General features: G+C 45.2%; 21 protein-coding genes and 1 tRNA gene. 12 read left to right on the top strand and 10 right to left on the bottom strand.

What is annotated here, in order from left to right; translation table 11 throughout:
• Positions 1-5: 5 nt before the first annotated feature.
• Both BUB52_RS05545 and BUB52_RS05540 read right to left on the bottom strand, forming a co-directional pair.
• On the bottom strand, positions 6-902 hold the full coding sequence (locus tag BUB52_RS05545) for a helix-turn-helix domain-containing protein (protein WP_009121591.1): 897 nt from the start codon (positions 900-902) through the stop codon (positions 6-8).
• A gap of 23 nt (positions 903-925) precedes the next feature.
• On the bottom strand, positions 926-1,825 hold the full coding sequence (locus BUB52_RS05540) for a helix-turn-helix domain-containing protein (protein ID WP_009121592.1): 900 nt from the start codon (positions 1,823-1,825) through the stop codon (positions 926-928).
• A gap of 164 nt (positions 1,826-1,989) precedes the next feature.
• Here BUB52_RS05540 and BUB52_RS05535 point away from each other — a divergent pair, with 164 nt between their 5' ends.
• Positions 1,990-2,553, top strand: coding sequence for a DapH/DapD/GlmU-related protein (locus BUB52_RS05535; RefSeq protein ID WP_009121593.1), 564 nt, complete (start codon positions 1,990-1,992; stop codon positions 2,551-2,553).
• Positions 2,554-2,868: 315 nt separating this feature from the next.
• Here the strand turns inward: BUB52_RS05535 and BUB52_RS05530 are convergent.
• Positions 2,869-2,942, bottom strand: a tRNA-Asp gene (locus tag BUB52_RS05530).
• Between the two features lie 371 nt (positions 2,943-3,313).
• Between BUB52_RS05530 and purU the strand changes: the two genes are divergently transcribed.
• From purU to BUB52_RS05475, 11 genes are all read left to right on the top strand, one after another.
• The gene (gene purU, locus BUB52_RS05525) at positions 3,314-4,171 is read left to right on the top strand and encodes a formyltetrahydrofolate deformylase (RefSeq protein WP_009121594.1); all 858 of its coding nucleotides are present in this window, start codon (positions 3,314-3,316) and stop codon (positions 4,169-4,171) included.
• 6 nt (positions 4,172-4,177) lie between these two features.
• Positions 4,178-4,768: an imidazole glycerol phosphate synthase subunit HisH gene (gene hisH, locus BUB52_RS05520; protein ID WP_009121595.1), complete on the top strand. Its 591-nt coding sequence runs from the start codon at positions 4,178-4,180 to the stop codon at positions 4,766-4,768.
• Positions 4,769-4,815: 47 nt separating this feature from the next.
• The gene (gene hisA / locus BUB52_RS05515; RefSeq protein WP_009121596.1) at positions 4,816-5,538 is read left to right on the top strand and encodes a 1-(5-phosphoribosyl)-5-[(5-phosphoribosylamino)methylideneamino]imidazole-4-carboxamide isomerase; all 723 of its coding nucleotides are present in this window, start codon (positions 4,816-4,818) and stop codon (positions 5,536-5,538) included.
• A 33-nt stretch (positions 5,539-5,571) separates the two neighbouring features.
• Entirely contained in the window at positions 5,572-6,327 is a 756-nt protein-coding gene (hisF, locus tag BUB52_RS05510) for an imidazole glycerol phosphate synthase subunit HisF (RefSeq protein ID WP_009121597.1), read from the top strand.
• A gap of 133 nt (positions 6,328-6,460) precedes the next feature.
• Positions 6,461-7,069, top strand: coding sequence for a bifunctional phosphoribosyl-AMP cyclohydrolase/phosphoribosyl-ATP diphosphatase HisIE (gene hisIE, locus BUB52_RS05505; protein ID WP_009121598.1), 609 nt, complete (start codon positions 6,461-6,463; stop codon positions 7,067-7,069).
• A gap of 6 nt (positions 7,070-7,075) precedes the next feature.
• Positions 7,076-7,783: a cell division ATP-binding protein FtsE gene (locus tag BUB52_RS05500; protein ID WP_009121599.1), complete on the top strand. Its 708-nt coding sequence runs from the start codon at positions 7,076-7,078 to the stop codon at positions 7,781-7,783.
• Positions 7,784-7,818: 35 nt separating this feature from the next.
• Positions 7,819-9,135, top strand: a complete 1,317-nt coding sequence (locus BUB52_RS05495) for an aspartate kinase (protein ID WP_009121600.1) — start codon at positions 7,819-7,821, stop codon at positions 9,133-9,135.
• Between the two features lie 88 nt (positions 9,136-9,223).
• Positions 9,224-10,384 carry a diaminopimelate decarboxylase gene (gene lysA, locus BUB52_RS05490; protein WP_009121601.1) on the top strand — a complete coding sequence of 387 codons (1,161 nt, stop codon included), beginning with the start codon at positions 9,224-9,226 and terminating at the stop codon, positions 10,382-10,384.
• A 127-nt stretch (positions 10,385-10,511) separates the two neighbouring features.
• On the top strand, positions 10,512-12,854 hold the full coding sequence (gene hepB, locus BUB52_RS05485; RefSeq protein WP_009121602.1) for a heparin/heparin-sulfate lyase HepB: 2,343 nt from the start codon (positions 10,512-10,514) through the stop codon (positions 12,852-12,854).
• 165 nt (positions 12,855-13,019) lie between these two features.
• Entirely contained in the window at positions 13,020-14,471 is a 1,452-nt protein-coding gene (locus tag BUB52_RS05480) for an SIR2 family protein (RefSeq protein WP_009121603.1), read from the top strand.
• A 64-nt stretch (positions 14,472-14,535) separates the two neighbouring features.
• Positions 14,536-15,282, top strand: a complete 747-nt coding sequence (locus tag BUB52_RS05475) for a hypothetical protein (protein WP_009121604.1) — start codon at positions 14,536-14,538, stop codon at positions 15,280-15,282.
• A gap of 422 nt (positions 15,283-15,704) precedes the next feature.
• On the opposite strand, the gene BUB52_RS05470 is transcribed toward BUB52_RS05475, so the two are convergent.
• From BUB52_RS05470 to BUB52_RS05440, 7 genes are all read right to left on the bottom strand, one after another.
• Positions 15,705-16,214, bottom strand: coding sequence for a very short patch repair endonuclease (locus BUB52_RS05470; RefSeq protein WP_009121606.1), 510 nt, complete (start codon positions 16,212-16,214; stop codon positions 15,705-15,707).
• A gap of 40 nt (positions 16,215-16,254) precedes the next feature.
• Positions 16,255-17,310, bottom strand: a complete 1,056-nt coding sequence (locus BUB52_RS05465) for a hypothetical protein (protein ID WP_009121607.1) — start codon at positions 17,308-17,310, stop codon at positions 16,255-16,257.
• 3 nt (positions 17,311-17,313) lie between these two features.
• On the bottom strand, positions 17,314-18,711 hold the full coding sequence (locus tag BUB52_RS05460) for a DNA cytosine methyltransferase (RefSeq protein WP_009121608.1): 1,398 nt from the start codon (positions 18,709-18,711) through the stop codon (positions 17,314-17,316).
• Between the two features lie 374 nt (positions 18,712-19,085).
• Entirely contained in the window at positions 19,086-20,579 is a 1,494-nt protein-coding gene (locus BUB52_RS05455; RefSeq protein WP_009121609.1) for a fimbrillin family protein, read from the bottom strand.
• Positions 20,580-20,604: 25 nt separating this feature from the next.
• Positions 20,605-21,711, bottom strand: a complete 1,107-nt coding sequence (locus tag BUB52_RS05450) for a FimB/Mfa2 family fimbrial subunit (RefSeq protein WP_009121610.1) — start codon at positions 21,709-21,711, stop codon at positions 20,605-20,607.
• A gap of 12 nt (positions 21,712-21,723) precedes the next feature.
• On the bottom strand, positions 21,724-22,611 hold the full coding sequence (locus BUB52_RS05445; RefSeq protein WP_009121611.1) for a FimB/Mfa2 family fimbrial subunit: 888 nt from the start codon (positions 22,609-22,611) through the stop codon (positions 21,724-21,726).
• Between the two features lie 23 nt (positions 22,612-22,634).
• The gene (locus tag BUB52_RS05440) at positions 22,635-23,750 is read right to left on the bottom strand and encodes a fimbrial protein (RefSeq protein ID WP_009121612.1); all 1,116 of its coding nucleotides are present in this window, start codon (positions 23,748-23,750) and stop codon (positions 22,635-22,637) included.
• Positions 23,751-23,764 lie beyond the last annotated feature (14 nt).

Below are 23,764 nucleotides of genomic sequence, written 5' to 3'. Positions count from 1 at the left end.
TCCTGTCAATTCTGCGCATATTTATATTCAGTCGGTGTCATCCCCGTTATCTTCTTGAACAGGCCGGTAAAATACTGCGTATTGGCATACCCTAATTTCTTGGCTACCGTGCCTACGGCATTCTCCTTGTCCAGCAACATTTTCTTTGCGATGTTGAGCCGCATTAGCTGGAAATACTCGTGAATACTTTTTCCGGTCTCAAACCTTAGCAAATCACCGAAATAACAGGGGGACAGGCGAAGGGCGTCCGCGCAATATTCCTCTGTGGGCAATACACCGCCTTCCAGCTTGCCGGACGAGATATATTCGCTCAGCAGCAACTTCGTTTTGTGCAGAATCGCCTTGTTGGCCTCACAACGAGTGATGAACTGGCGTTCGTTGAAACGTGCGCAATAATCCAGCAGCAACTCGATATAGCGTGAAATCAGCGTCTTGCTATGGCAATCTATGGAGTGCCGAAGCTCCTCTTCGATATTGCGGATACATTCTATGATTTTCATCTTTTCGCGCGATGACAGGTGCAGCGATTCGTTCAGCTTGTAAAAAAAGAAGGAGTACTCCTTGATGTGGCTTCCCAATGCAGTGTGCGCTATCAGCTCCGGATGAAAAGCCAGCAGCAGGCCTTTTTGAGTAAGTATATTGTTTATACCCAGCTTTATGGATTCGCCCGGCGTACGGAATATCAGTGTGGCGTTGGAGTAGTCGTAGTATTTGCGTCCGTACGTAAGCTCCCCGGCTTCTCCTTCCATCAGAATAATCGTATAGAAATCACACCGGATGGTGCGCTGCTCCAGGTTGGCTTTGGATAAGTCGATGACACTCACCAGCGGATGCAGCGTCTTGCAGCCCATACAACAATTACATTGATGTACAGTCTCTATATTCAGTATCTCTTTTTTCATAAGGACAATCTTATCCGCATCCTTTATATTTGTAGTTTTCTGTATTCGCCGGGTGTATACCCCACGTTCTTCTTGAAGATGCGATTGAAATGCTGCGAATATTGGAATCCCAGCTCATAGGCAATCTGGCTGACCGTCTTTTCCGTCCCGGCAATCATCTCTTTGGCTAAATCTATCATTCTGGTCTGAATGTATTCCTGCGCGCTTTTTCCGGTTTCTTTCTTTATCAGATCTCCGAAATAGTTGGGTGACAGGAATACTTTGTCGGCGAAGTATTTTACGGAAGGCAGCCCGTCCGTTTGCGGTTTGCCGCTTTGGAAATAATCGTCGAGCAAGGCTTCGAATTTCACCAGCACGCTCTTGTTGCTTTCCGAACGGGTGATGAACTGCCTTTCGTAGAAGCGCATGCAGTAATCCAGCAGCAGTTCGATGTTCCGCGAAATCAGACGTTTGCTGTGCTTGTCGATCGGGTGCTGGAGCTCCATTTCTATTTTCTCCAGACAATCCATGAATATGCCTTTTTCTTCCTCGGATAGGTGCAGGGCTTCGGCCGAGGCGTACGAAAAGAATGAATACTGCTTGATGTCTTGTCCCAAAGAAGTTCCTTTAATCAGGTCGGGATGGAACAAAAGACCGTGGGCGCTCGGCTTCACTCCCTGCTGCATCTCCGTTTCCACGACCTGTCCCGGAGCAAAGCTGGTGACCGTCCCTTCCTGGTAATCATAAATCTGCCTGCCGTAGCGGATGTCCCCGCATTTTACTTTTTTCAGAAAGAGCGCGTATATTCCGTAGTTCATCGTAAAATGTGTAGGGAACTTGGTGGCTTCCGACAGGTCTACCACGCTCACCAGCGGATGCAGGGTTTCAAGTCCGAAGAATTGGTTGTATTGGTCTACTGTGTCCAGTTTTATAACTTCTTTCATAAGGTATCGTTTTTAGTCCTGCACAAATGTAAAGAATAAAATCATACGTAGTACACCGCTTCGCGCAGAATCAGTAATTAGGTTACAAATGTCCGTAATTCGTTCACACGGGTGCGGTTGTCATTCGGTTACATTTGCAGTGTAATTTATTAATAGCTGGTTATATGACACTTAATGATTTTTTGGAATATGTAAAGACACGAAAGGCTCTCGATGCGGAAGAGATACATCGCTTTATGGACGAAATGAGTAATGAGGCGAGACGTGTTACATTTAAATTGAATACTTCCTATTATGCTCCGGACGAGGTGAGGGCGTTGCTCTCCGAACTTTTCGGAAAACCCGTGCCGCCCTCGCTTCGCGTGTTCCCGCCGTTCTATACGGATTTCGGAAAGAATATTGAAATCGGTGATAACGTATTTATCAATGCCTGCTGCCATTTTCAAGACCATGGCGGGGTTACGTTGGGAGACGGCTGCCAGATAGGGCATAATGTGGTTTTTGCAACCCTCGACCACGGGCTTGCGCCCGAAGACCGTCATACCACATATCCTGCGCCTATCGTGCTTGGCAGGAATGTGTGGGTAGGTTCAAATTCCACTATTCTGCAAGGCGTGACGATTGGTGACAATGCGGTGGTGGCAGCCGGCGCGGTGGTGACGAAAGATGTTCCGGCGGATGCAATCGTAGGGGGAGTGCCTGCGAAAATTATGAAATATATCTGCTAAATCCTATCCGCCCGCTATTCCGTATGGACGGGACTGTGTGAAAGGTGGGAGAGGTGGTATAAACTGTTTACGGATGAAAACACACTGTGCGTCCGGCGTAAACGTATGATGCGTTGAGGCGAAACGCATAGTGTGTTTCGCTTAAACGGACTGTCTGTTTCCAAACGGTGAAAGGAGAAGAATTCTATTGAATGAATTTTTTTCTTTATCAATCACGGTAAGCCATGTGGCGGTTGCCGTGAATTACCGGGGGAGATTTGTATAAAGAAAAAGCCCTGAAACTTATTGAGTTTCAGGGCTTTATTTCTAATTCTGCGGTGCGTACGGGACTCGAACCCGTGACCCCATGCGTGACAGGCATGTATTCTAACCAACTGAACTAACGCACCAGAATTTCATTTTATCATTGCTATCTCTCTCGATTGCGGTTGCAAAGGTAGGTGTTTTTTTTGAACCTGCAATAGCTGCGATAAACTTTTTTTCGGGGCTTTTTGGTTGCATTTACTTTACATCCTCATATTGAGAATATTGTAAAAAAAGGAAGTATCGTGATTTAACAACTATTTAGAAAACCGTTTATAGAGCGTTTATGTAGCATTTAGCATCCGATTGAACCCTTGTTTCTGAAGAAAACGAAACATTTTACGCCGACTTTTAAACTTCCTGCTCGAAAAGTTCGTTATTTTGCAATAAATCGTTATTTTTGCGAACTCAAAACAAGAATGTTGTAATTAGAAAACGATAAAAAAGAGATTTTAGGATGATGAAAACAGCCAAACTGTTACTTCACTGTCCCGACAAACCGGGCATCCTGGCGGAAGTAACGGACTTTATAACGGTGAACAAGGGTAATATTATCTATCTGGATCAGTATGTAGACCACGTAGAGAATATCTTTTTCATGCGTATCGAGTGGGAATTGGAAAATTTCCTGGTTCCTCAAGAGAAAATAGAAGATTATTTTGAAACGTTGTATGCGCAGAAGTACGGAATGAATTTCCGTCTTTACTTCTCGGATGCCAAACCGCGTATGGCTATCTTCGTGTCGAAGATGTCGCACTGCCTCTTCGACCTGCTGGCACGCTATACGGCAGGTGAGTGGAATGTGGAGATACCTCTTATAATAAGCAATCATCCCGACTTGCAGCATGTGGCGGAACGTTTCGGCATACCTTTCCACCTGTTCCCTATCACAAAGGAAACGAAAGAAGAGCAGGAGAAGAAAGAAATGGAACTGCTGGCCAAGCATAAAGTGAACTTCATCGTGCTGGCGCGCTATATGCAGGTAATTTCCGAGAAGATGATAGACGCTTATCCCAACCGAATCATCAATATCCACCACTCTTTCCTTCCGGCGTTTGTAGGAGCGAAACCCTATCATGCGGCATTTGAGCGTGGTGTGAAGATTATCGGCGCTACCAGCCACTACGTTACCACGGAGCTGGATGCAGGCCCTATCATCGAGCAGGATGTGGTGCGCATCACGCATAAGGACACCGTGCAGGACTTGGTGAACAAGGGTAAGGATTTGGAAAAGATTGTCCTTTCACGCGCCGTTCAGAAGCATATCGAGCGCAAGGTGCTGGCGTATAAGAATAAGACCGTAATATTTAATTAGTGGCTGATGAAGGTTGCAGTTATCAAATACAATGCAGGTAACATCCGTTCGGTGGACTATGCCTTGAGGCGTTTGGGCGTTGAGGCGGAGATTACGGCGGATGAAGCGGTGTTACGCGCTGCGGATAAAGTTATCTTCCCCGGAGTGGGTGAGGCGGAGACAACCATGAACTTCCTGAATGCCGGCGGCATGGGCAAGCTGATAAAAGAGCTGCGTCAGCCGGTATTGGGTATCTGCCTGGGCATGCAGTTGATGTGCCGCCATTCGGAGGAAGGAGATGTGGATTGCCTCGGTATTTTTGATGCCGACGTGAAACGTTTCGTTTCGCAAAAGCATGAGGATAAGGTTCCCCACATGGGCTGGAATACGATTTCGCAGACCGACAGCGACCTCTTCAGGGGCTTTACGAAAGAAGAATTCGTCTATTTCGTACACAGCTTTTATGTTCCGGTCAACGATTGTACGGCTGCCGTAACGGACTACATACTTCCGTTCAGCGCCGCTTTGCATAAGGATAACTTCTATGCCACCCAGTTTCATCCCGAAAAGAGTGGAAGTGTAGGCGAACGTATCCTGCAGAATTTTCTGGACTTATAGGCGGAAGATGCCGCTATTTGATAACTCGTAATTTGCAGTTAATTGACATGATAGAATTAATTCCCGCTATTGACATCATCGACGGAAAGTGCGTACGCCTCTCCCAGGGTGATTATGACAGCAAGAAAGTGTATAACGAGAATCCCGTGGAAGTAGCCAGGGAGCTTGAAGCGCATGGCATCCGCCGCCTTCATGTGGTAGACCTCGACGGAGCCGCTTCCCACCATGTGGTGAATTACCGCACGCTGGAGCGGATCGCTTCCCGCACTTCCTTGATTATAGACTTCGGTGGCGGGGTGAAAAGCGATGAAGATTTGGTCATTGCGTTTGAAAGCGGTGCGCAGATGGTGACGGGCGGTAGCATTGCCGTAAAGAATCCCGAACGTTTCTGTCACTGGCTGCAAACATACGGTTCGGAGAAAATCATCCTCGGAGCTGATGTGAAAGACCATAAGATTGCCGTCAACGGTTGGAAAGACGAGAGCCCTTGCGAGTTGTTTCCTTTTCTGAAAGACTATGTGGAGAAGGGCATCCGCAAGGTTATCTGTACTGACATCAACTGCGACGGTATGCTGCAAGGCCCTTCCACGGCTTTGTATAAGGAGATACTGGAAGCGCATCCCGGCCTCTGCCTCATTGCCAGCGGCGGAGTGAGTTGCGCCGATGATATCCGCCGGCTGGAAGCGGCGGGCGTACCTGCCGTTATTTTCGGTAAGGCGTTGTACGAAGGGCGTATAACTTTCAAGGAACTGGAAGCATTTATGATGTAAGTCATAAATCCGAAATCATAAACAGAAAGAAGAGTGTTAGCAAAAAGAATCATTCCCTGCCTCGACATCAAAGACGGGCAGACCGTAAAAGGAACCAATTTCGTGAATCTGCGCCATGCAGGCGATCCGGTCGAGTTGGCGCGTGCTTATAGCGAGCAGGGTGCCGACGAGTTGGTTTTTCTGGATATAACCGCCAGCTTCGAGGGACGCAAGACGTTCGCCGAACTGGTGAAGCGTATTGCCGCCAACATCAGTATACCTTTTACCGTGGGTGGCGGTATCCATGAGCTGAACGACGTAGACCGGCTGCTGAATGCCGGTGCGGACAAGATTTCCGTCAATTCCTCGGCCATCCGCCGTCCCGAACTGATTGACGAGATAGCCAAGCATTTCGGTTCGCAGGTGTGTGTGCTGGCCGTTGATGCCAAGCAGACGGAAAAAGGCTGGTGGTGCTACCTTAACGGTGGACGTGTGGAGACCGGCAAAGAACTCTTTGCCTGGACGAAAGAAGCGCAGGAACGCGGTGCGGGCGAGGTGCTTTTTACCAGTATGAACCACGACGGCGTAAAGACCGGATATGCCAACGAAGCCCTTGCCACCCTTGCCGACAGGCTTTCCATACCCGTTATCGCATCGGGCGGAGCAGGCGCGAAAGAGCATTTCCGTGATGTCTTTCTGGAAGGAAAAGCAGATGCCGCCTTGGCTGCCAGCGTTTTTCATTTCGGAGAAATCAAAATTCCCGATTTAAAATCGTATCTTTGCGCCCAAGGAGTCGCGATGAGAAGATGATAAGGAGTTATAAGTTATGAGTTATAAGTTATTCGTTGCCGTACGAAGTGCCGTACGAAGCGCGAATGAAAACGACTCATAACAATAACTCACAACAAAATAACTCATAACTTATAACTCATAACTTAAAAAGATGTTGGACTTTGATAAAATGAACGGACTCGTTCCGGCAATTATACAGGATGCTGATACGGCCAAGGTGCTGATGTTGGGTTTTATGAACCGGGAAGCATACGACAAGACGGTAGAAACCGGTAAGGTAACATTCTTTAGCCGCACCAAGAACCGTCTTTGGACGAAAGGCGAGGAGAGCGGCAACTTCCTGAACGTGGTTTCCATGAAAGAGGACTGCGACAAGGATACTTTGCTGATTCAGGTACACCCTGTCGGTCCGGTTTGCCATACGGGTACGGACACTTGCTGGGGCGAGAAGAACGAACAGCCCGTTATGTTCCTGAAACTTCTTCAGGACTTCATCGACAAGCGTCACGCCGAAATGCCGGAAGGCTCTTACACAACCAGCCTGTTCCGGTCGGGTGTCAATAAAATGGCGCAGAAAGTAGGTGAAGAAGCGGTTGAGACCGTCATTGAAGCGTGCAACGGCACCGACGAGCGTCTGATATACGAAGGAGCCGATTTGCTGTACCACCTCATCGTATTGCTGACCTCTAAGGGGTATCGCATAGAAGATTTGGCACGTGAGCTGGAAGAACGCCACAGTGCGAGCTGGAAGAAACACTAAGTTATTATGGACGAAGCGCTGATACGATATAAAGACGTGGAGATACACCAGCAGGAGCTGTGCGTATTGAACGATGTAAACCTGGAGCTGCATAAAGGGGAGTTTGTCTACCTCATCGGTAAAGTAGGTTCGGGCAAGACGAGTTTGCTCAAAACCTTTTACGGCGAACTGGATGTTGCAGCGGGCGATGCCGAGGTGCTGGGATATGATATGCTGCATATCAAGCGCAAGCATATTCCGCAGTTGCGTCGTAAATTGGGTATCGTATTTCAGGATTTCCAGTTGCTCACCGACCGCACGGTGTACGACAATCTTGAATTTGTGCTCCGTGCCACCGGGTGGAAGAATAAGGGAGAGATAAAAGACCGTATCAACGAAGTACTGCAGTTGGTGGGCATGAGCAATAAAGGCTATAAATATCCCAATGAATTGTCCGGGGGCGAGCAGCAGCGTATCGTGATAGCCCGTGCCGTACTCAACTCTCCGGAAATCATCCTTGCCGACGAGCCTACGGGAAATCTGGATGTGGAGACGGGCTTTGCCATAACCCAGCTTTTGCACAGCATCAGCGCGGCGGGTTCGCTGGTCATTATGACTACGCACAACATGCAGTTGCTTTGGGAATATCCGGGACGCGTATACCGTTGTGCCGACCATTTGATAACGGATGTGACGGAACAGTATTCCGTCGCGTCGTCAACAGAAGAAAAATAAACAAGATTATATAACATTTTAATACAGGAACGAAAATGAAAGTTTTAAAGTTTGGAGGTACTTCAGTAGGTTCGGCTCAGCGAATTAAGGAAGTGGCCAAATTGATTACCGATGGTGAACGTAAGATTGTGGTTCTCTCTGCCATGTCGGGTACCACAAACACATTGGTTGAGATTTCGGACTATCTGTACAAGAAGAATCCGGAAGGTGCTAACGAGATTATCAACAGGCTGGAAACGAAATACCGCCAGCACATTGATGAGCTCTATGCCACTCCCGAATATAAACAGAAAGGTCTGGAACTTATCAAATCTCATTTCGACTATATCCGTTCTTACACCAAAGACCTCTTTACGCTGTTCGAGGAGAAAGTAGTGCTGGCGCAGGGCGAGTTGATTTCTACCGCCATGATGAACTACTATCTGCAGGAATGCGGCGTGAAGTCGGTTCTGCTTCCGGCTTTAGAATACATGCGTACGGACAAGAACGCGGAGCCCGACCCTGTTTATATCAAAGATAAACTCCAGGTTCAGCTCGAACTGCATCCCGATGCGGAAATCTACATCACACAAGGTTTCATCTGCCGCAACGCCTATGGCGAGGTAGATAACCTGCAACGCGGCGGCAGCGATTATACCGCTTCCCTGATAGGCGCTGCCGTCAATGCTTCCGAAATCCAGATTTGGACGGACATCGACGGTATGCACAACAACGACCCGCGTATTGTGGACAAGACTTCTCCGGTGCGTCACCTTCATTTTGAAGAAGCGGCCGAGCTGGCATACTTCGGCGCAAAAATCCTGCACCCCACCTGTATTCAGCCCGCCAAGTACGCCAACATCCCCGTGCGTCTGCTCAATACAATGGACCCGACGGCTCCGGGTACACTCATCTCCAACGATACGGAGAAAGGCAAAATCAAGGCGGTAGCCGCTAAGGACAATATCACGGCCATCAAAATCAAGTCCAGCCGTATGTTGCTTGCTCACGGTTTCTTGCGTAAAGTGTTTGAAATCTTTGAAAGCTACCAGACTTCTATCGACATGATTTGTACGTCCGAGGTAGGCGTATCCGTTTCTATCGACAATACCAAGCATCTCAACGAGATTTTGGACGATTTGAAGAAATACGGTACGGTGACGGTAGACAAGGATATGTGTATCATCTGCGTGGTAGGCGACCTCGAATGGGAGAACGTCGGCTTTGAAGCCAAGGCGCTCGATGCCATGCGCGACATACCGGTGCGTATGATTTCTTTCGGCGGCAGCAACTATAACATTTCTTTCCTTATCCGCGAATGTGATAAGAAACAGGCTTTGCAGTCGCTCAGCGATGCGCTGTTCAATGAGTAACAAAAGAAAACAATAGATATGAGCGCTTTTACCTTCTTGATAAAAGCGCTCTTTTTAACTGAACGAAGATATAACCCATAATAATTATATGAAAGGAACATTTCCTATTGACAAATTCCGCGAACTGCGTACCCCGTTTTATTATTACGACACGAAGGTGCTGCGTGATACCCTTGCCTGTATCCGTACCGAAGCATCGAGATACGAGAACTATTCGGTGCATTATGCGGTAAAGGCCAACGCCAATCCTAAAGTCCTTACCATTATCCGTGAAAGCGGGTTGGGAGCCGACTGTGTGAGCGGCGGTGAAATCCGTGCGGCCATCAAGGCCGGCTTCCCTGCCGATAAGATAGTGTTTGCAGGTGTAGGCAAAGCAGACTGGGAGATAAACCTCGGATTGGATTATGATATCTTCTGCTTCAACGTAGAATCCGTTCCGGAGCTGGAAATCATCAATGAGCTGGCCGCTGCGAAAGGCAAGACAGCCAATGTCGCTTTCCGTATCAATCCCAACGTAGGCGCGCATACGCATGCCAACATCACCACCGGATTGGCCGAAAACAAATTCGGCATCAGCATGGAAGATATGGATCATGTGATAGACGTGGCGCAGGAGATGCAGAACGTCAAGTTCATCGGGCTGCACTTCCACATCGGTTCGCAGATACTGGATATGGGCGATTTTGTGGCTTTGTGCAACCGTGTCAACGAGCTGTTGGATAAGCTCGAAGCCCGCCGGATACGTATCGGGCACGTCAACGTGGGCGGTGGTCTCGGCATTGACTACGGGCATCCCGACCGTCAGCCTGTACCCGACTTCAAAAGCTATTTTGAAACCTATGATAACTGCCTGAAACTCCGTCCTTATCAGACGCTTCACTTTGAATTGGGACGTTCGGTAGTGGGGCAGTGCGGTTCGCTCATCTCAAAGGTGCTGTATGTAAAACAAGGCGCTAACAAGCAGTTTGCCATTCTCGATGCGGGTATGACGGATTTGATTCGTCCCGCACTCTACCAGGCGTTCCACAAGATAGAGAACGTCACTTCCGATGCTCCGCAGCAAACCTACGATGTGGTGGGACCTATCTGCGAATCATCCGATGTCTTTGGCAAGGCTGTCGACTTGAACGGTGTGAAGCGTGGCGACCTTATAGCCCTTCGCTCTGCCGGAGCTTACGGTGAAATTATGGCTTCGGGGTATAACTGCCGCGAGTTGCCGCAAGGTTATACGTCGGACGAGCTGGTATAGGCGCAGTACGAGATATAAAGATTTATTAAGCACAGGAACATTCTCTATGTTTCTGTGCTTGTTTTTTATAGCTACTTGATTTTTTTATTGTATTTTTACGGCACTAACATCTGATATAAACTCCATTATGAAACACAAGTCGATTTTCTTTTCAATCAGTCTGGTATTTAGCTCATTTTGTCTTTCGGCGCAGGAATTGCCGAAAGAGGTAGTCTGGCAAGAGGTAGAGGGAGTTAATGTACCGGTTCCGCCTCAAACGCACCCCCGTTTGTACGTTCGCTCATCTGATTTGCCCGCATTGAAGGAGCGGATGAAAACTCCTCAGGCGCAACAGACGCTTTCTCTCATGAAGGAGCTGAGCAAAGACCGTACTCCGGCCGAAGAGGCTGCCGTTACGAACCGCGGTTTCCGCTACTATTACGAGATGCGCGGCGTTACGTCGCGGGTGCAGTTGCAGGCTCTCGACTATCTGCTGGAAGGCGACAAGCGTCTGGCCCGCCGTGCCATTACAGCCATGCTCGATACGTTGCAACGCGCTTCTTTCGGCACTCGTTCCGACTTGTCGCGGGCCAGCGGAGCCATGCTGATAACGGGCGCCATGGTATATGACTGGTGTTACGACCAAATGAAGAGTTCCGAGAAACAAGCTTACATCAAAGAGTTTATCCGTCTGGCGAAGAGTATGGAATGCGGTTATCCGCCACGCAATAACCAGCCCATAGCGGGGCATCCGTCGGAGTGGATGATTATGCGTGATATGCTGTCGGCAGGTATTGCCATTTATGACGAGTATCCCGATATGTACAATCACGTCATTACCATGCTCTATCGTGATTATATCCCGGCACGCAATTATTTCTATGCGGGGCAGAACTACCATCAGGGCACGAATTACGTGCATGTCCGTTTTGCCTGCGACCTCTTTCCCTTGTGGATTTTAGATAAGATGGGAGCCGGCGGCATTTACAGCTCTTCGGCAAGATTTGTGCTCTACGATATTATTTACCGTCGGCGTCCCGACGGAGTGTTGATGCCTGCGGGTGATGATTATCCGCAGAACCGTCCCGCATTGCTTACCATGCCGACACCCATGTTTTTGGCTTCCAGCTATTATAAAGATGAATATCTGGCTTATGAGTTCGAGCGTAATCCCCATTTGAATAAGTCGGGCAACGAGTCAATGAACCACTGTCTGATATACGAACTGTTGTGGCGTGACTACGACCTGAAAGGAAAATCTCCCGACGACCTTCCTTTGACACGTTATTCCGGTACTCCCTACGGCTGGATGATTGCCCGTACGGGCTGGGACGCCAACAGTGTGATTGCCGAAATGAAAATCAACGAGCAGTTTGTGGGCAATCATCAGCACATGGACGGCGGCAGTTTCCAGATTTACCACAAAGGCCCTTTGGCTATCGATGCCGGCGCTTATAGCGGTAGTTCGGGCGGTTACAACAGCCCCAACAACAAGAATTACTTCAAACGTACCATCGCTCATAATTCGTTGCTGGTGTACGACCCTGACGAAAAGTTCGGCTGTTGGAACTATGGCGGTGGCGGAAAGACCAGATTCGCATCCAATGACGGCGGGCAGCGTATGTGTGGTGAAGGTTGGAAAACTTGCAATTCGCTCGACAGCCTTTTGTCCGAGGAGTATACGGTGGGTAAAGTGTTGGCTCACGGATTTGGCCCTGATGCGCAAACTCCCAATTATTCTTATTTGAAAGGTGATATTACCCAGGCCTATACCCGGAAAGTGAAAGAGGCCAAACGCTCTTTCGTATTTCTCAACCTGAAGTCCGAAACAGTGCCTGCCGCACTTATTGTGTATGACAAAGTATCGGCTTCCAATCCCGATTTCCGGAAATACTGGCTGCTGCATAGTATCGAAGAGCCTGCGCTTGAAGGCAACACTTTCACTGTTCGGCGTACCAAGGACGGTGATAGCGGTATGCTGCATAATACTGTCCTTTTACCCCGAGCGGATAATATCCGTATTGATAAGGTTGGCGGCCCCGGCAAGGAAAACTGGGTGTTCGGTACTAACTATCCCAACGATGCCGTAGCCCCTTATCTTGACAATGCCAATGAGCGTGGAGCTTGGCGGGTAGAAGTTTCACCCGCTGCCCCTGCCGTTACCGATAACTTCCTGAATGTGATACAGGTTGCCGATAACCGATGCAATCAGTTGAACGAAGTACAGCGTATTGAGAATGACCGGATAGTAGGTGCTCAGTTAGCCGATCGTGTCGTTACGTTTGCCAAGAGTAGCGAACCGTTGCAGAAGGACTTCACGCTGACAGTTAACGGTACAGGTACATATAAATTCGTCATCACCGACCTTAAAGCAGGTAATTGGCAGGTAAAGAAGAACGGCCGCGTCTTTATTCCGTTGGCCGAGGTACGGGCTTCCGACGGGGTGCTTGCTTTTGAGGGGACGGCCGGTAGCTATGAATTTTGTAGGTGACGTAAATAAATGGTAGAATATATCATTTTGGTGTTGTAAGTTTTGTTGGCCGTAAAATATTCAAGCGTAATTGAAAACTCTTAATTTTAAAGAGGAGCTTCAATTACGCTTGAAGCAATAAATAGTTGTTATTTACTTATTATAGAATCTAAAAACAGCTTATATATGAAGATTGAAGATATTATAAATCAAATAAATTTTAGAAGTAATCCAAAATCGGCTTTATACTTTGAGCTATTTATTCAGAATTTACTTAAATTACATTTGGAAAAACAAGGTAAGCAGTTTATTAGTGATTACGTTATTGATGGCAATCGGTTAGATGGTTATTCTAAAAATGGTATAGGAAATTATGAGGGGCCTGTGGCATTTGAAATTAAATATACTCATAGATACAATCCAATGATAATGAGATATACAGTCAGGCAACTGACAGGTATATTAGATTCTGAAAAAATAAAGCATATGATATTAATTTATCCTGCTGATTCTGATAAGATGAGATACTTTCTCAGAAATGAAAATCCGAATTTGATTTTATGGGGAATTACGGAAATAAATGGATTGATTGATGCGAATAAAGAAGAAGCTGAATATATTGCTAATAGCTTATTTAAGTTAGAAATAAAGAAGGAACTCAACAGAAGGGATAATGATTGGAAGAAATCACGAGAAGAACTGTTGACATCCGTAAAAAAGGCATATAAAAAAGGAAATATCTCGCTGTTATTGGGTGCAGGTGTATCATGTAGTGCAGGGCTTCCTAACTGGAAGACTTTGTTAAACTCTCTATACACTAATTTTGTTAATAAGATTTTTAATGACGATACTGTAGATGATGATACTATTAAAGCTATCACGAATAAATTTATAGAAATAAACAATAATTCGACATTGGCTATTGCTCGTTATCTAAAAGCAGGATTGTCGCAAAAAGACGATGATATAATGTTTATATCTGCTGTAAAGGATGCTTTATATAGTTCGCAAAGAACTTCATCTCCATTAATAGAGTCCATTACGAATTTGTGTATTCCTAAAAGAAGTGGGGCTAAAGTAAAATCTATAATTACTTATAATTTTGATGATTTAATAGAAGAATCTCTCAGCAAAGTAAAACTTGAATATAAGACGATATATAGAGATGAAGAACAGCATGATTCTGATGAATTGCCAATATATCATGTACATGGTTTTATTCCTGGTAGAGAGAGTTTTGATAGAGAAGCTTCTTTGGTCTTTTCAGAAGAAGCGTACCATAAGGTTTATTCTGAGCCATATCATTGGTCTAATCTTGTTCAATTAGCGACATTGCGTGAGAATAATTGCTTAATGATTGGATTATCATTAAGTGATCCTAATCTACGGCGTTTGCTGGAAATTGCAGCCCAAAAGCAATCGAAGAATTGTAGGCATTACGCTTTTATTCAAAGATTGAGTAATGATAGTTTGATAGACGATTCAAGCTGTGTGAAGATAAATGAGGCATCAGTAAATAAAATATTGCAAACACATCATATCATTCAGGAAAAAATGATGGAAAGTTTAGGAACAAGAGTTATATGGTTTGAGGATTATAGTGAAATTCCTGTCTTATTAGATGAGATACGAAAATAGGTATCTTTGTTGTGCAAATAATGATCATCTTGAATATCCATAATAAAATATATACATCAGCAATATGAAACAATATGAAGCTGTCATAGAAACTTTAGATAAGTTGGGTGGAGTCGCAACTTTAGGCGAATTGAACAGAGAAGTTTTTAAAATAACCGACTGTGAATGGAAAACAAAAACACCATTTGCCAGTATCCGCCGCATTGTGCAAAAAACTAAAGGTATTTACAAAATAAAGCCCGGACTATATGGACTTGAGAAATACAGAAAACAGATAGAAGATAGGGGGATTATAGTTGAAACCGAGAAGAATAAAGATTCGAACGATGTCATAATGTTCAACCATACTTACTATCAAGGTATTTTATTAATAATAGGTAAATACCATAACATGCAGACTTTCGTACCCAAACAAGATAAAAACAAGAAATTCTACGATGGGCGTAAGCTACATGAACTTTCTACTCTTTCGGAACAGCCGCCTTATTCCTATCCTCAAATGACAAAGCGCAGTGCCACTATTGATACGATATGGTTCAACGGACGCAATATGCCTCATTCATTTTTTGAGATAGAACATTCTACTGACATCCAGAATTCTTTACTGAAGTTCAACGACTTGCAAGATTTCTATGTAAGAATGGCTATTGTCGCTGATATAAAACGTAAGCCTGAATTTGAAGCTAAGATGCAGTTTCATGCATTCGATCATTTACGGTTGAACAAACGCATGGCGTTTTTAAGTTATGATGCGCTTATTAAGCAGTATGAAATGGAACAGGAAAAACAATCATTTGAATTTATCCTTTAGAATTGTAAATACTTACATTTCTTTAATTCTGTAAAAAGATTAAAGATATTGCTCTTTTAGATAGTATAGATAGTGTTTGTACAAGAAAATGTTACTTATGGTGGCGCTATCCACAATTTTGTGTAAATAGAAAACTTTAAGATTCAAGTATTATACTTGAATCTTAAAGTTTTTAAATATAGTAATAAATTGATTAAAAATCAATACCCAATTCCAAATCGGTTGATACCATTTCTTTTCGATTTCTGTAATAGTCTCCTTATGGTTATAATTTGTCTTTTTGACGAATGTTTGTAAGTTTTTATATTTTAATCTAAGTTGATGTAAATGTGCCAAAACTCAATTTTCCCCAAAATAAATTTATCGAAATAAGCCTTATTGGGATGTATTATATATGATTATCTTTTTATATAGAAATGTTTTTATACTTTAGGCTCTTTTATTAATCGCTTTTCATAAGTTTCTGAGGATTCTGCCTCTATATTCACTATAGGTTGACACTCTCCCTCATCGGGTTTGTTTTCTGTTTCCTTATGTCCATAATTCATTAGGAAAATGTGATTCAGAGTGTATTCTAGCGAGGTAAGCGTAGCCATTCGTACTTTGGGCTTAAGTTGACATTCCCATATTCTTATAATATGCCAACCCATAGAATGTAATGCTATTGTCTCTTGTAGGTCACGTTCGCGGTTACGTTTAATCTTTTTTCTCCAGAAGTCTACGTTTGATTTTGGAAAAGAGTATGAACCGCATCCTTCATGTCCGTGCCAAAAACATCCGTTCACGAATATCACCGTACGATATTTACGTAAGACAATGTCGGGTTTTCCCGGTAGATTTTTTACATGAATCCTATATCTGAATCCATGTGCAAAGAGATATCGTCTCACCAACATTTCAGGCTTTGTATTTTTACTTCGGATATGAGACATGCAACGGTGCCGTTGTTCTGGTGTCATCTTGTCGGACATATCAAATGTTTAAGAGCCAATTTTCTAAATAAGGTACTTTATCCAGATATTGTGTAGCGATTTGGTTTGCCCAACATGCGTATTTGTCTTTAGCGTAAAACAATTCTGGATTATTATTTTGCATATCAAACCATAAAGAACGGTCACCAAGTAGCTCTTTAATGATGGGTGCTAATTGTAATATACGTCCAATAATAGCAGGATAGTAACCGTTTTCTATCGTTATTTTTCCGCCTGCTGTGAATAAATCCCTAAAGTGAGTATTAATGATCGAATGACGAATGCACAGCCATAATGCGGCATGGTTAAAGTCAGATTTACAGATTTCTTTTGGAAATAATATCAGCATTTCCGCTTTATATCTATTTTCTTCTTCTTGGGTAAAAGAGCCTTTAGACCATAAACGTAACGTGGGAGAGGTAGTGATATCTCCCCCTATCCACCATGGCATGGCTGTTTGTCCTTTTTCCTTTATTTTTTCTACATAATAATTACGCACTAAATCGATTGGATTATCAGAAAGGCGAAATTTATCATATTCCATACCCATTTTTGAGAATATAGTATTCTCTTTTGATATGTTCATATCTATCAGATAACGGGGAGAGTGTGTTACTGCAATATCGTATAAACAATCTTGATAGGGTTTACACATAAATTCTACAGGATTACCACCTAGTTTTCCAAAAAGCATATAAATATAATTTACATCCTCTACACGGGTGGACTCAACAATACTACTTCCTGTTGAAGTCCATTTATTCTCTTTAGTACTTTTTACCTCTACACCGAAATGTTTAGCGGCTACAATGTCTGGGAAACGTTGTCCTGACACTAACTGAATGTCATCAGGAGTAAATGGAGTATTATTGCATTGCTCTTTCATGGCGATTACAGTCTCTTTTTCTAATCGTTTTGCGTCACAATATGCAAAACGATTGGCTTCTGAAGCTATCTTATTCATGAAAGCGTTAGTCTTGTTCATCAAAGAATCAAATTCTTGTAACGCTATCTGCTGATTTTTGTTGTAAATAGCTATAATATTCCCTGTTTCCATATATTATTCTTTAAAGTAGATTGACCATAATTCTTGTATTCTCATCGCAATATGATAAGCCAAAACAGGAGGTACAGCGTTACCGATCACCTTATATGCTCCCGACGCACTAACTAAAAATCGTTTCCAGCTGTAATCTTTTGGAATAACGAACTGATAATCGGGTGGGAATGTTTGGATTAAGGCGCATTCCCTTGGCGTCAATCTGCGTTCTATCAATCCTCTTTTTAGTTCATCAATGTGGGTTCCACCGTGTTCCAAAGATAATCTGCGGTATTCTATATTTCCGTGATGTTCAGAACGAATGGTAGGGCCGATATTGTTCATAGTCACTTCTTTTTGTCCTTGGCAGTGACTTCCCATATATTTTGCTTTGGAATAAAAACGTTGGCTCGGATCAAAGCTGTCTTCCGGTTCCTTTAATAATTTAAGTACATCTTGCAGAACTACCGGAGTTGCTAGGCTTTTGTCATTCAGTGTGCAATTATGAGTAGGACGAGGGTAAGGATATAAATCTATGGGAATATTTTCGCTTTCTAAGGCTTGCGCCACTTCTTGCTTTAGCGCATTCTTCCGAACGCCAATAAAGATAACTCTCTCTCTTGATTCTGGCACACCATAGTTTCCAGCGTGAAGCACTTGAGGAGGAAGTACTATATAACCGTTTTCATCAGCTTGAGAGAAATCAGCTTGTATAATATCTTTCATGTCACCCATATTTACGAGCCCTTTTACATTCTCAGCGACAAATATTTTGGGTTTAGTAATGTCTATCACTTCTTTCATCCAGCAATAGAGCTTACCACGGGTTTCTTCAGTGGGTAAATCGTCTGTACGTATTTTTCCATCATGGGTACGCATGGAATCAAACCCCTTACGTTTACCGGATACACTAAAATCTTGACAAGGAAATCCACCTACTACCACATCTACATTCTCTGGAAATATCTTGACGCCTTTTTTGTGTTGTTTTACTAAATCTACCACACTTTCTGTACGATAAATAGAGGGATCATATCCATAGCGTTTCATAAAGCGAGTCCAAGTTAAAGAGGCTTCTTTTAGTATGTCATTGGCAAACACTAATGAGAAATTAGTAGGCTTTACACTTACCCAATCTTCATTTATATGTTTTTCTATCCATTCTGGATGTGGTGCAATACTTTTATACGGAGCGATAAAACTCCCCTCAAATCCTAAGTCCATACCGCCGCAACCAGAAAAGAGCGAAAGAATTTTCAATTTCTTCTCTTTTGTGTTATCTTGCGGATAAGTGAAAGCTAATTGGCTTTCCGATACTATATCAAATTTTATTTGCTGTTCTTTCTTATACTCCATAAGGGGCTTAATTTTCTGAGCAAATTTAGCTATAATTTTATGATTGACGAACTGCTGTATCAAAAAACTATTTGTTTTTATTATATGATTTTTTATGTTTAAAAAATGTGGGTGGTAAGGTTTCCGTCTTTTTTACTATGGTGGACTCTACAAAGAGGTTATATTAAAATGCTATAGGTTTTAGATAAGGTAATTTTTGTACGGTTAAAAATGATGTTAAGTTTAATATAGATAAATTATTTCAATTGTATTTTACGAGAAGTGTAAGTCTTGAAAAAAAGTATAGCTACTTAATCAATGTAAAGACGAAAAATATATAGATATATGCAGGGTATCTCTATATATTTCACGGTGCGGGAAATCAATCTCAAACAAACATAAACATTTACCGATAGAACTTCTGCAAGATTTCAGATTCACATACTCCTGTTGTTTCTTTAGTCTGCTCTAACGCAGCGAATAGTCATAAAGTTATCTGGGTGATTTGAGCTATTTCTTGTAGGGGGATATGTGTTATCTGTAACAAAATCTAACATTTGGGGAGCAAACTCTGTGTTGTAGAATTGGTTTGCAGACCAGTATAGTCCGCGAATAGATTTGGTAATATTATTAGGATTCGCTCCCGCAAAATATCCGGTAGAAGGAAAAAAGAGTATTTTATCAAATAGGAGACCGGATGCGCTGTTTAGTGTGTAATACTCCCAACTCACTTTTAACAAAGATATATATTCTGTTATTGTCGGTACACGCCAGCTGTTGGTTGGTGAAACCCGACAGCAAGGATCTTTGACTTGCGCCCAGGGAGTACTATCTATACACATATCAGTAGGATATAATGCTCCAAATCTCCAAAAATCATGTCCTCTGGTGGTTGTATATTGGTCTTGTCCTGTATATATTTTAAAAGTACCGTCATAATACAGGTTACCCCCTGCCCACAATGCTCCCCCTATAATATACCCTTCTGTCGTAGTGAGCGACACATTACTATAATATGTATTATTGGCGGCCATTGTAAGCCCCGATAGCGTAACGCTTTTATTACTAAACGCTTTCCCGCCAATCGTAAGATTCAGTTTCACCGTTACGCTGGCGGAAGTTTGCGGTAATAGATAGATATAGCCGCTATATGCACTCATTGCGTTGGGTTTGTCCCAAGTGAGATTTATCGTACCGGTCGTTGCCTGTGTGGTGAATGTGCCATTTGTAAAAGTATAGGTCGCGTTATGCTTAGGCAATGTCACTGTACCCGCACATGCTGTAATCTTTCCCATTCTTCCGGACTGAGCTATCGCTTGCACCCTGTATCGTGCGCAATGATGCTTGAATACAATGCCGCTCAACGTATATCTACTTCCTATGTTATTGATAACGACACCGGGCTTTACATACGTCATAAAGTTTTGCCCGTTTGTGGCGGGGACACTTGCGGAGCCATTGGTAAAGGCGGCTATCGCATTGGAATTCCCGTACGAATAGAAGATAAATGTGTAAGTTCCTATCGGGACAACCAGGCTTTTGACGGTTTGCACGGTACTTCCCGATAACTTGTAATCCCCGTATCCCGCGTAGTTCGATGTGGAAATCCCCGCAGCGGTTGCCGACTTGTAGGCTACCACCCGAAAAACGATGTTATCATCCATATTCGCCCAGCGGGTAGTCGCTTCTCCCTCGGCCGTTCCCGTCGCGCCGTTGTCGTGCAGTGTACTAATCTCCATATCCAAACCGTCTTTTCCCTTTACCTCGATGGCCTTTTCCCTTCCGCTTCGTGTACCGGTAATTTCTTCCGTACTCCAGCCGTTCGTCTGTGGCGCTTCCACTTCAATCAGTATGCCGTCGGAAAAAACGTTTTCCGTTTCTTCCTCTTTTCCGCATCCCGCTGCCAGCAGGATAGCCACTATGTAGAATATGCCTCTTATTTTCCGTCCCATATTGTCCTAAGATAAAATAATCCTCTCAAGGTAAAGTAATCGTTCCCGAACCGGCAACCGTCTGTCCGCCCCATGCTTCAGCCGATACGCTCGTGGCTATCACTAACGTCTTGTCTCCCGTAAGCGCTGCCGCTTCCGTGGTATACCCCGCATTGCTCACGGCTTTAATATTCACTATATAGCGGCAATTCCTTTTTATCGGTATATAATTTCCCCCGGCGGTAAGGTCTACCCTGTAATAGTTCGTGCTTCCCGCATAAGTTCCGCCCACGACAAGACATACATTATTATCCTTGTTGCTCCCTTGCGGCGTTTCCGCTACATAGATAGTCCGTATCAAAGATTTACCGTCCGTACAGGTATAAGTCAGCGCGCCGTTTGTTCCGGCATCCGGGGGGATGGATACGTTTGCGACCACATTACCGGTGATGGTTCCCCCGTTCACGGGGGCTACATACCCCTTGTTCTTGGTGCGGTATATACTGGCGCTTGTCAGGGTGAACCCGTTTACTCCCGCTGCCGTTTCTCCGCTGAGTGCACAACCCACATCTATACGAGCCAGCGCACGGAGCAGCGTGATTGTTCCCAGAGATGTGGCAGAGGAGATTACCTGTGCCGCCGCCGTCTCTCCCCACATGGGGAAACGCGTGTAGTTCGTCGTGCCCGTTGCGTTCCATTTTCCGCCGGCACCGAATGTAATCATTTTCAGCGCATCGTTTTTAGAGGTGTTCTCCGGTATGACGGGCAGTTTCTTTCCCGCATTGGCTATGACGACGAGCCGATACTTCTCTCCGGCGCGGCTCTGCTTCAAGGTTACCGTATACTTTCCGCCTTGCAGCAGCACTTGCGGCGCTTCGTAACTGAAAGTTTCCGTTGTACCGGCGGCTTTGAATACCAGCACTTTCAGTTGGGCGATGTCTATCGCATTCTCTTCAACGGACGTAATGGCACGGGTGGCGGCATCCCGTTCCGTTTCCGGCAGTGAAAGGCGGAGCGTGAGCATCACTTCATCATCATCGGCCGGCATGTCGGGCTGTCCGGTGTCGCAAGCCGATAAGGCAATGATGACAGCCACGGCGGTTACGATATATAATGTAGCGGCTTTGCTTCTATGTTCCAATATACCTGTCATACTTTTGTCTCTTTACATTTCCGTCTCCTGTTCCACTTCTCCCCAGGGCAGCACTGTCACAAACGTCCTCACTTCGGCGTATCTGAAATCTATTTCAATATCCGTCTGCTTTCCGGCTGCCGCGCATAAGGGCTGCTGTTGCTCGTCGTGTGTAACGGTGCATAGCTTCTCCTGTCCCCTGTATATCTCCACTTCTATACATTCTCCCTTTTCCGTAGGAAAGATGCGGAAGGGCGGGGCGTAGGCATCCCCTTGTCCGTCCGTGAGGGTCAGTGGCTTGTAGCCCGAATCCTCTCCGGTCACTTTTCCCATGAAGTTCATTTCGCTGCCCGTTCCCTTCACGATAAAGGTATAGCCTTCGCCTTTGTCGGCATACCGTTCGGTCAGATAGCGCGCGCGTATGCTCAGCCCTGCCGCCAGTCTTTCCATGACCAGCGTGATGTTTTCTTCCCGTATGCCTCTTGTTGCGGTGTTGCTCAACTCCTTACGGCAGTAAAAGAGGTCGGTAACGGGCAGATGATTTCCCTCGGCATACTGTTTCAGCTTCAGCCGCGCTTCCTCAATCGGAGTGCCCGGTTTGATTTCGGCGGTTATCAGCGTATCTTCCTTGACGTTTCCCCATGCCACCAGCGTGAGCCTGTCATCCTTGTAGTGCCCGAAGAGGTAATCCGACGATACTCCCGCAGGAATCATGCGCACAAATCCGTTCTCGCCGAACAGATACACTTCCGACTTTTCCAGCACCTCGCTTTCGGTGAGGTCGTTGCCTTCGGCATCCACTACCCGTACGTTTACTTCATACTGCATGCAGGCGCTTGTATCTTCCCGCACGCATGATGCGTACAGGAAGATAAGTCCGGCATACAGTGCCGTAAGTATGGATGGGTGAAGATGCTTCATGGCTGTATTGTACTCTCGGCTGCTTATTCAAATGTTACGTCTTGGGTAATGTTCAACGCCCAGTCGGCGACGCTCACCGTCAGCTCCAGTGAAGTAGGGGTTATCTCTCCGTCGGGGTCTTCGGTTCCTATGCTCTTAATCGTGGCTTTTACGGCATAGGTGGTGTTGCGGGCGATGGTGGAAGTCCCTGTACCCGAAGTCCCGGTAATAGTTGTTCCCGTCTGTTTTTTGTTGATGACGACGGGGTAGTAAATGGTAGTTCCCGTGTCACTCGCGTTTTTCTTGAAAGTACCTTCCAGCACCAATGCCGTACGGGTAGTTTCTTCGTTGGGGAAGATATAGAACCAATAGTCGGTTTTATGTTCCGTTTTTACGTTGACGGCCGGGGTTACCGCTGTTGCCAGATAGGCCGCCGTTCCGGTGGAGCCGTTGTGGTTGCCGGTCAGATAGGCGGGCGTTCCCATTTTCGTTTGGCTGTAATCTCCTGTGGCGGGTACCGCTTCTTTCACGGCGTTCCGTACAAAGACATTCTTCAGCTCATAAGACGCTGCGGAGTATTGCCCGTTGGGGTCGAAAGCGGTTTTGATGCTGCTCACCGATACCCTTGCCACAAGACGGCTCAACGCTGCCGTCATACCTTTGTTTTCACCTGCGCCGAGCGTGAAAGTCGCGCTTTTGCTGCTGTTCTTCACATCCCCGCTCATGGGCAGGCAGTCTTTGGTTTGGGCGTCGGATAGGGCGATGGTTTTCTTCAGAAAGTCGGTCTTGTTCAGCACACCCGCAAAATAGTCGTTCGTGGGAGCATTGGCTACCACCATGCCCGTGCAGTCTTTGGCCGGCGTACAGTTGATGGTTGTGGCGGCGGTTGTGTTTTGGGTCACGGTTTGGATGGCGTTCACCGATCCGTCACTGTTGAAGATGGCGACGGTGAAACGTTTCACGGTGTTTTCCTCGGCCTGCGCGGGCAATGCGCCGCCTGTCGCTTTGGTGTTTGTTCCGTTTCCAGTCAGATGCAGTTCCAGTTGCGCTATGTTCTCCTGCGGCCGGGGTTCTGTCATTCCGTTGTCGTCACCGCCGCATCCGGCGAGCGCAAAAGTGGTGGCTGCCAGGGCCGTCCATAAGTAATTGTTCGTTTTCATATATGCCTGTTTTA

Source organism: Bacteroides clarus YIT 12056 (assembly GCF_900129655.1).
GTDB classification, from domain to species: Bacteria; Bacteroidota; Bacteroidia; order Bacteroidales; family Bacteroidaceae; genus Bacteroides; species Bacteroides clarus.
Note: the sequence above shows the minus strand (reverse complement) of the source record. Positions and strands in the feature narration are given on the sequence as shown.

Bases quoted from the DNA above. Each gene is read 5' to 3' on its own strand.
- BUB52_RS05445 (WP_009121611.1), bottom strand. From the start codon at position 22,611: ATGAAGCATCTTCACCCATCCATACTTACGGCACTGTATGCCGGACTT.
- BUB52_RS05540 (WP_009121592.1), bottom strand. From the start codon at position 1,825: ATGAAAGAAGTTATAAAACTGGACACAGTAGACCAATACAACCAATTC.
- purU (WP_009121594.1), top strand. From the start codon at position 3,314: ATGATGAAAACAGCCAAACTGTTACTTCACTGTCCCGACAAACCGGGC.
- BUB52_RS05475 (WP_009121604.1), top strand. From the start codon at position 14,536: ATGAAACAATATGAAGCTGTCATAGAAACTTTAGATAAGTTGGGTGGA.
- BUB52_RS05500 (WP_009121599.1), top strand. From the start codon at position 7,076: ATGGACGAAGCGCTGATACGATATAAAGACGTGGAGATACACCAGCAG.
- hisIE (WP_009121598.1), top strand. From the start codon at position 6,461: ATGTTGGACTTTGATAAAATGAACGGACTCGTTCCGGCAATTATACAG.
- BUB52_RS05545 (WP_009121591.1), bottom strand. From the start codon at position 902: ATGAAAAAAGAGATACTGAATATAGAGACTGTACATCAATGTAATTGT.
- BUB52_RS05465 (WP_009121607.1), bottom strand. From the start codon at position 17,310: ATGGAAACAGGGAATATTATAGCTATTTACAACAAAAATCAGCAGATA.
- BUB52_RS05470 (WP_009121606.1), bottom strand. From the start codon at position 16,214: ATGTCTCATATCCGAAGTAAAAATACAAAGCCTGAAATGTTGGTGAGA.
- BUB52_RS05535 (WP_009121593.1), top strand. From the start codon at position 1,990: ATGACACTTAATGATTTTTTGGAATATGTAAAGACACGAAAGGCTCTC.
- hisH (WP_009121595.1), top strand. From the start codon at position 4,178: ATGAAGGTTGCAGTTATCAAATACAATGCAGGTAACATCCGTTCGGTG.
- BUB52_RS05440 (WP_009121612.1), bottom strand. From the start codon at position 23,750: ATGAAAACGAACAATTACTTATGGACGGCCCTGGCAGCCACCACTTTT.
- BUB52_RS05495 (WP_009121600.1), top strand. From the start codon at position 7,819: ATGAAAGTTTTAAAGTTTGGAGGTACTTCAGTAGGTTCGGCTCAGCGA.
- BUB52_RS05455 (WP_009121609.1), bottom strand. From the start codon at position 20,579: ATGGGACGGAAAATAAGAGGCATATTCTACATAGTGGCTATCCTGCTG.
- hisA (WP_009121596.1), top strand. From the start codon at position 4,816: ATGATAGAATTAATTCCCGCTATTGACATCATCGACGGAAAGTGCGTA.
- lysA (WP_009121601.1), top strand. From the start codon at position 9,224: ATGAAAGGAACATTTCCTATTGACAAATTCCGCGAACTGCGTACCCCG.
- BUB52_RS05450 (WP_009121610.1), bottom strand. From the start codon at position 21,711: ATGACAGGTATATTGGAACATAGAAGCAAAGCCGCTACATTATATATC.
- BUB52_RS05480 (WP_009121603.1), top strand. From the start codon at position 13,020: ATGAAGATTGAAGATATTATAAATCAAATAAATTTTAGAAGTAATCCA.
- hepB (WP_009121602.1), top strand. From the start codon at position 10,512: ATGAAACACAAGTCGATTTTCTTTTCAATCAGTCTGGTATTTAGCTCA.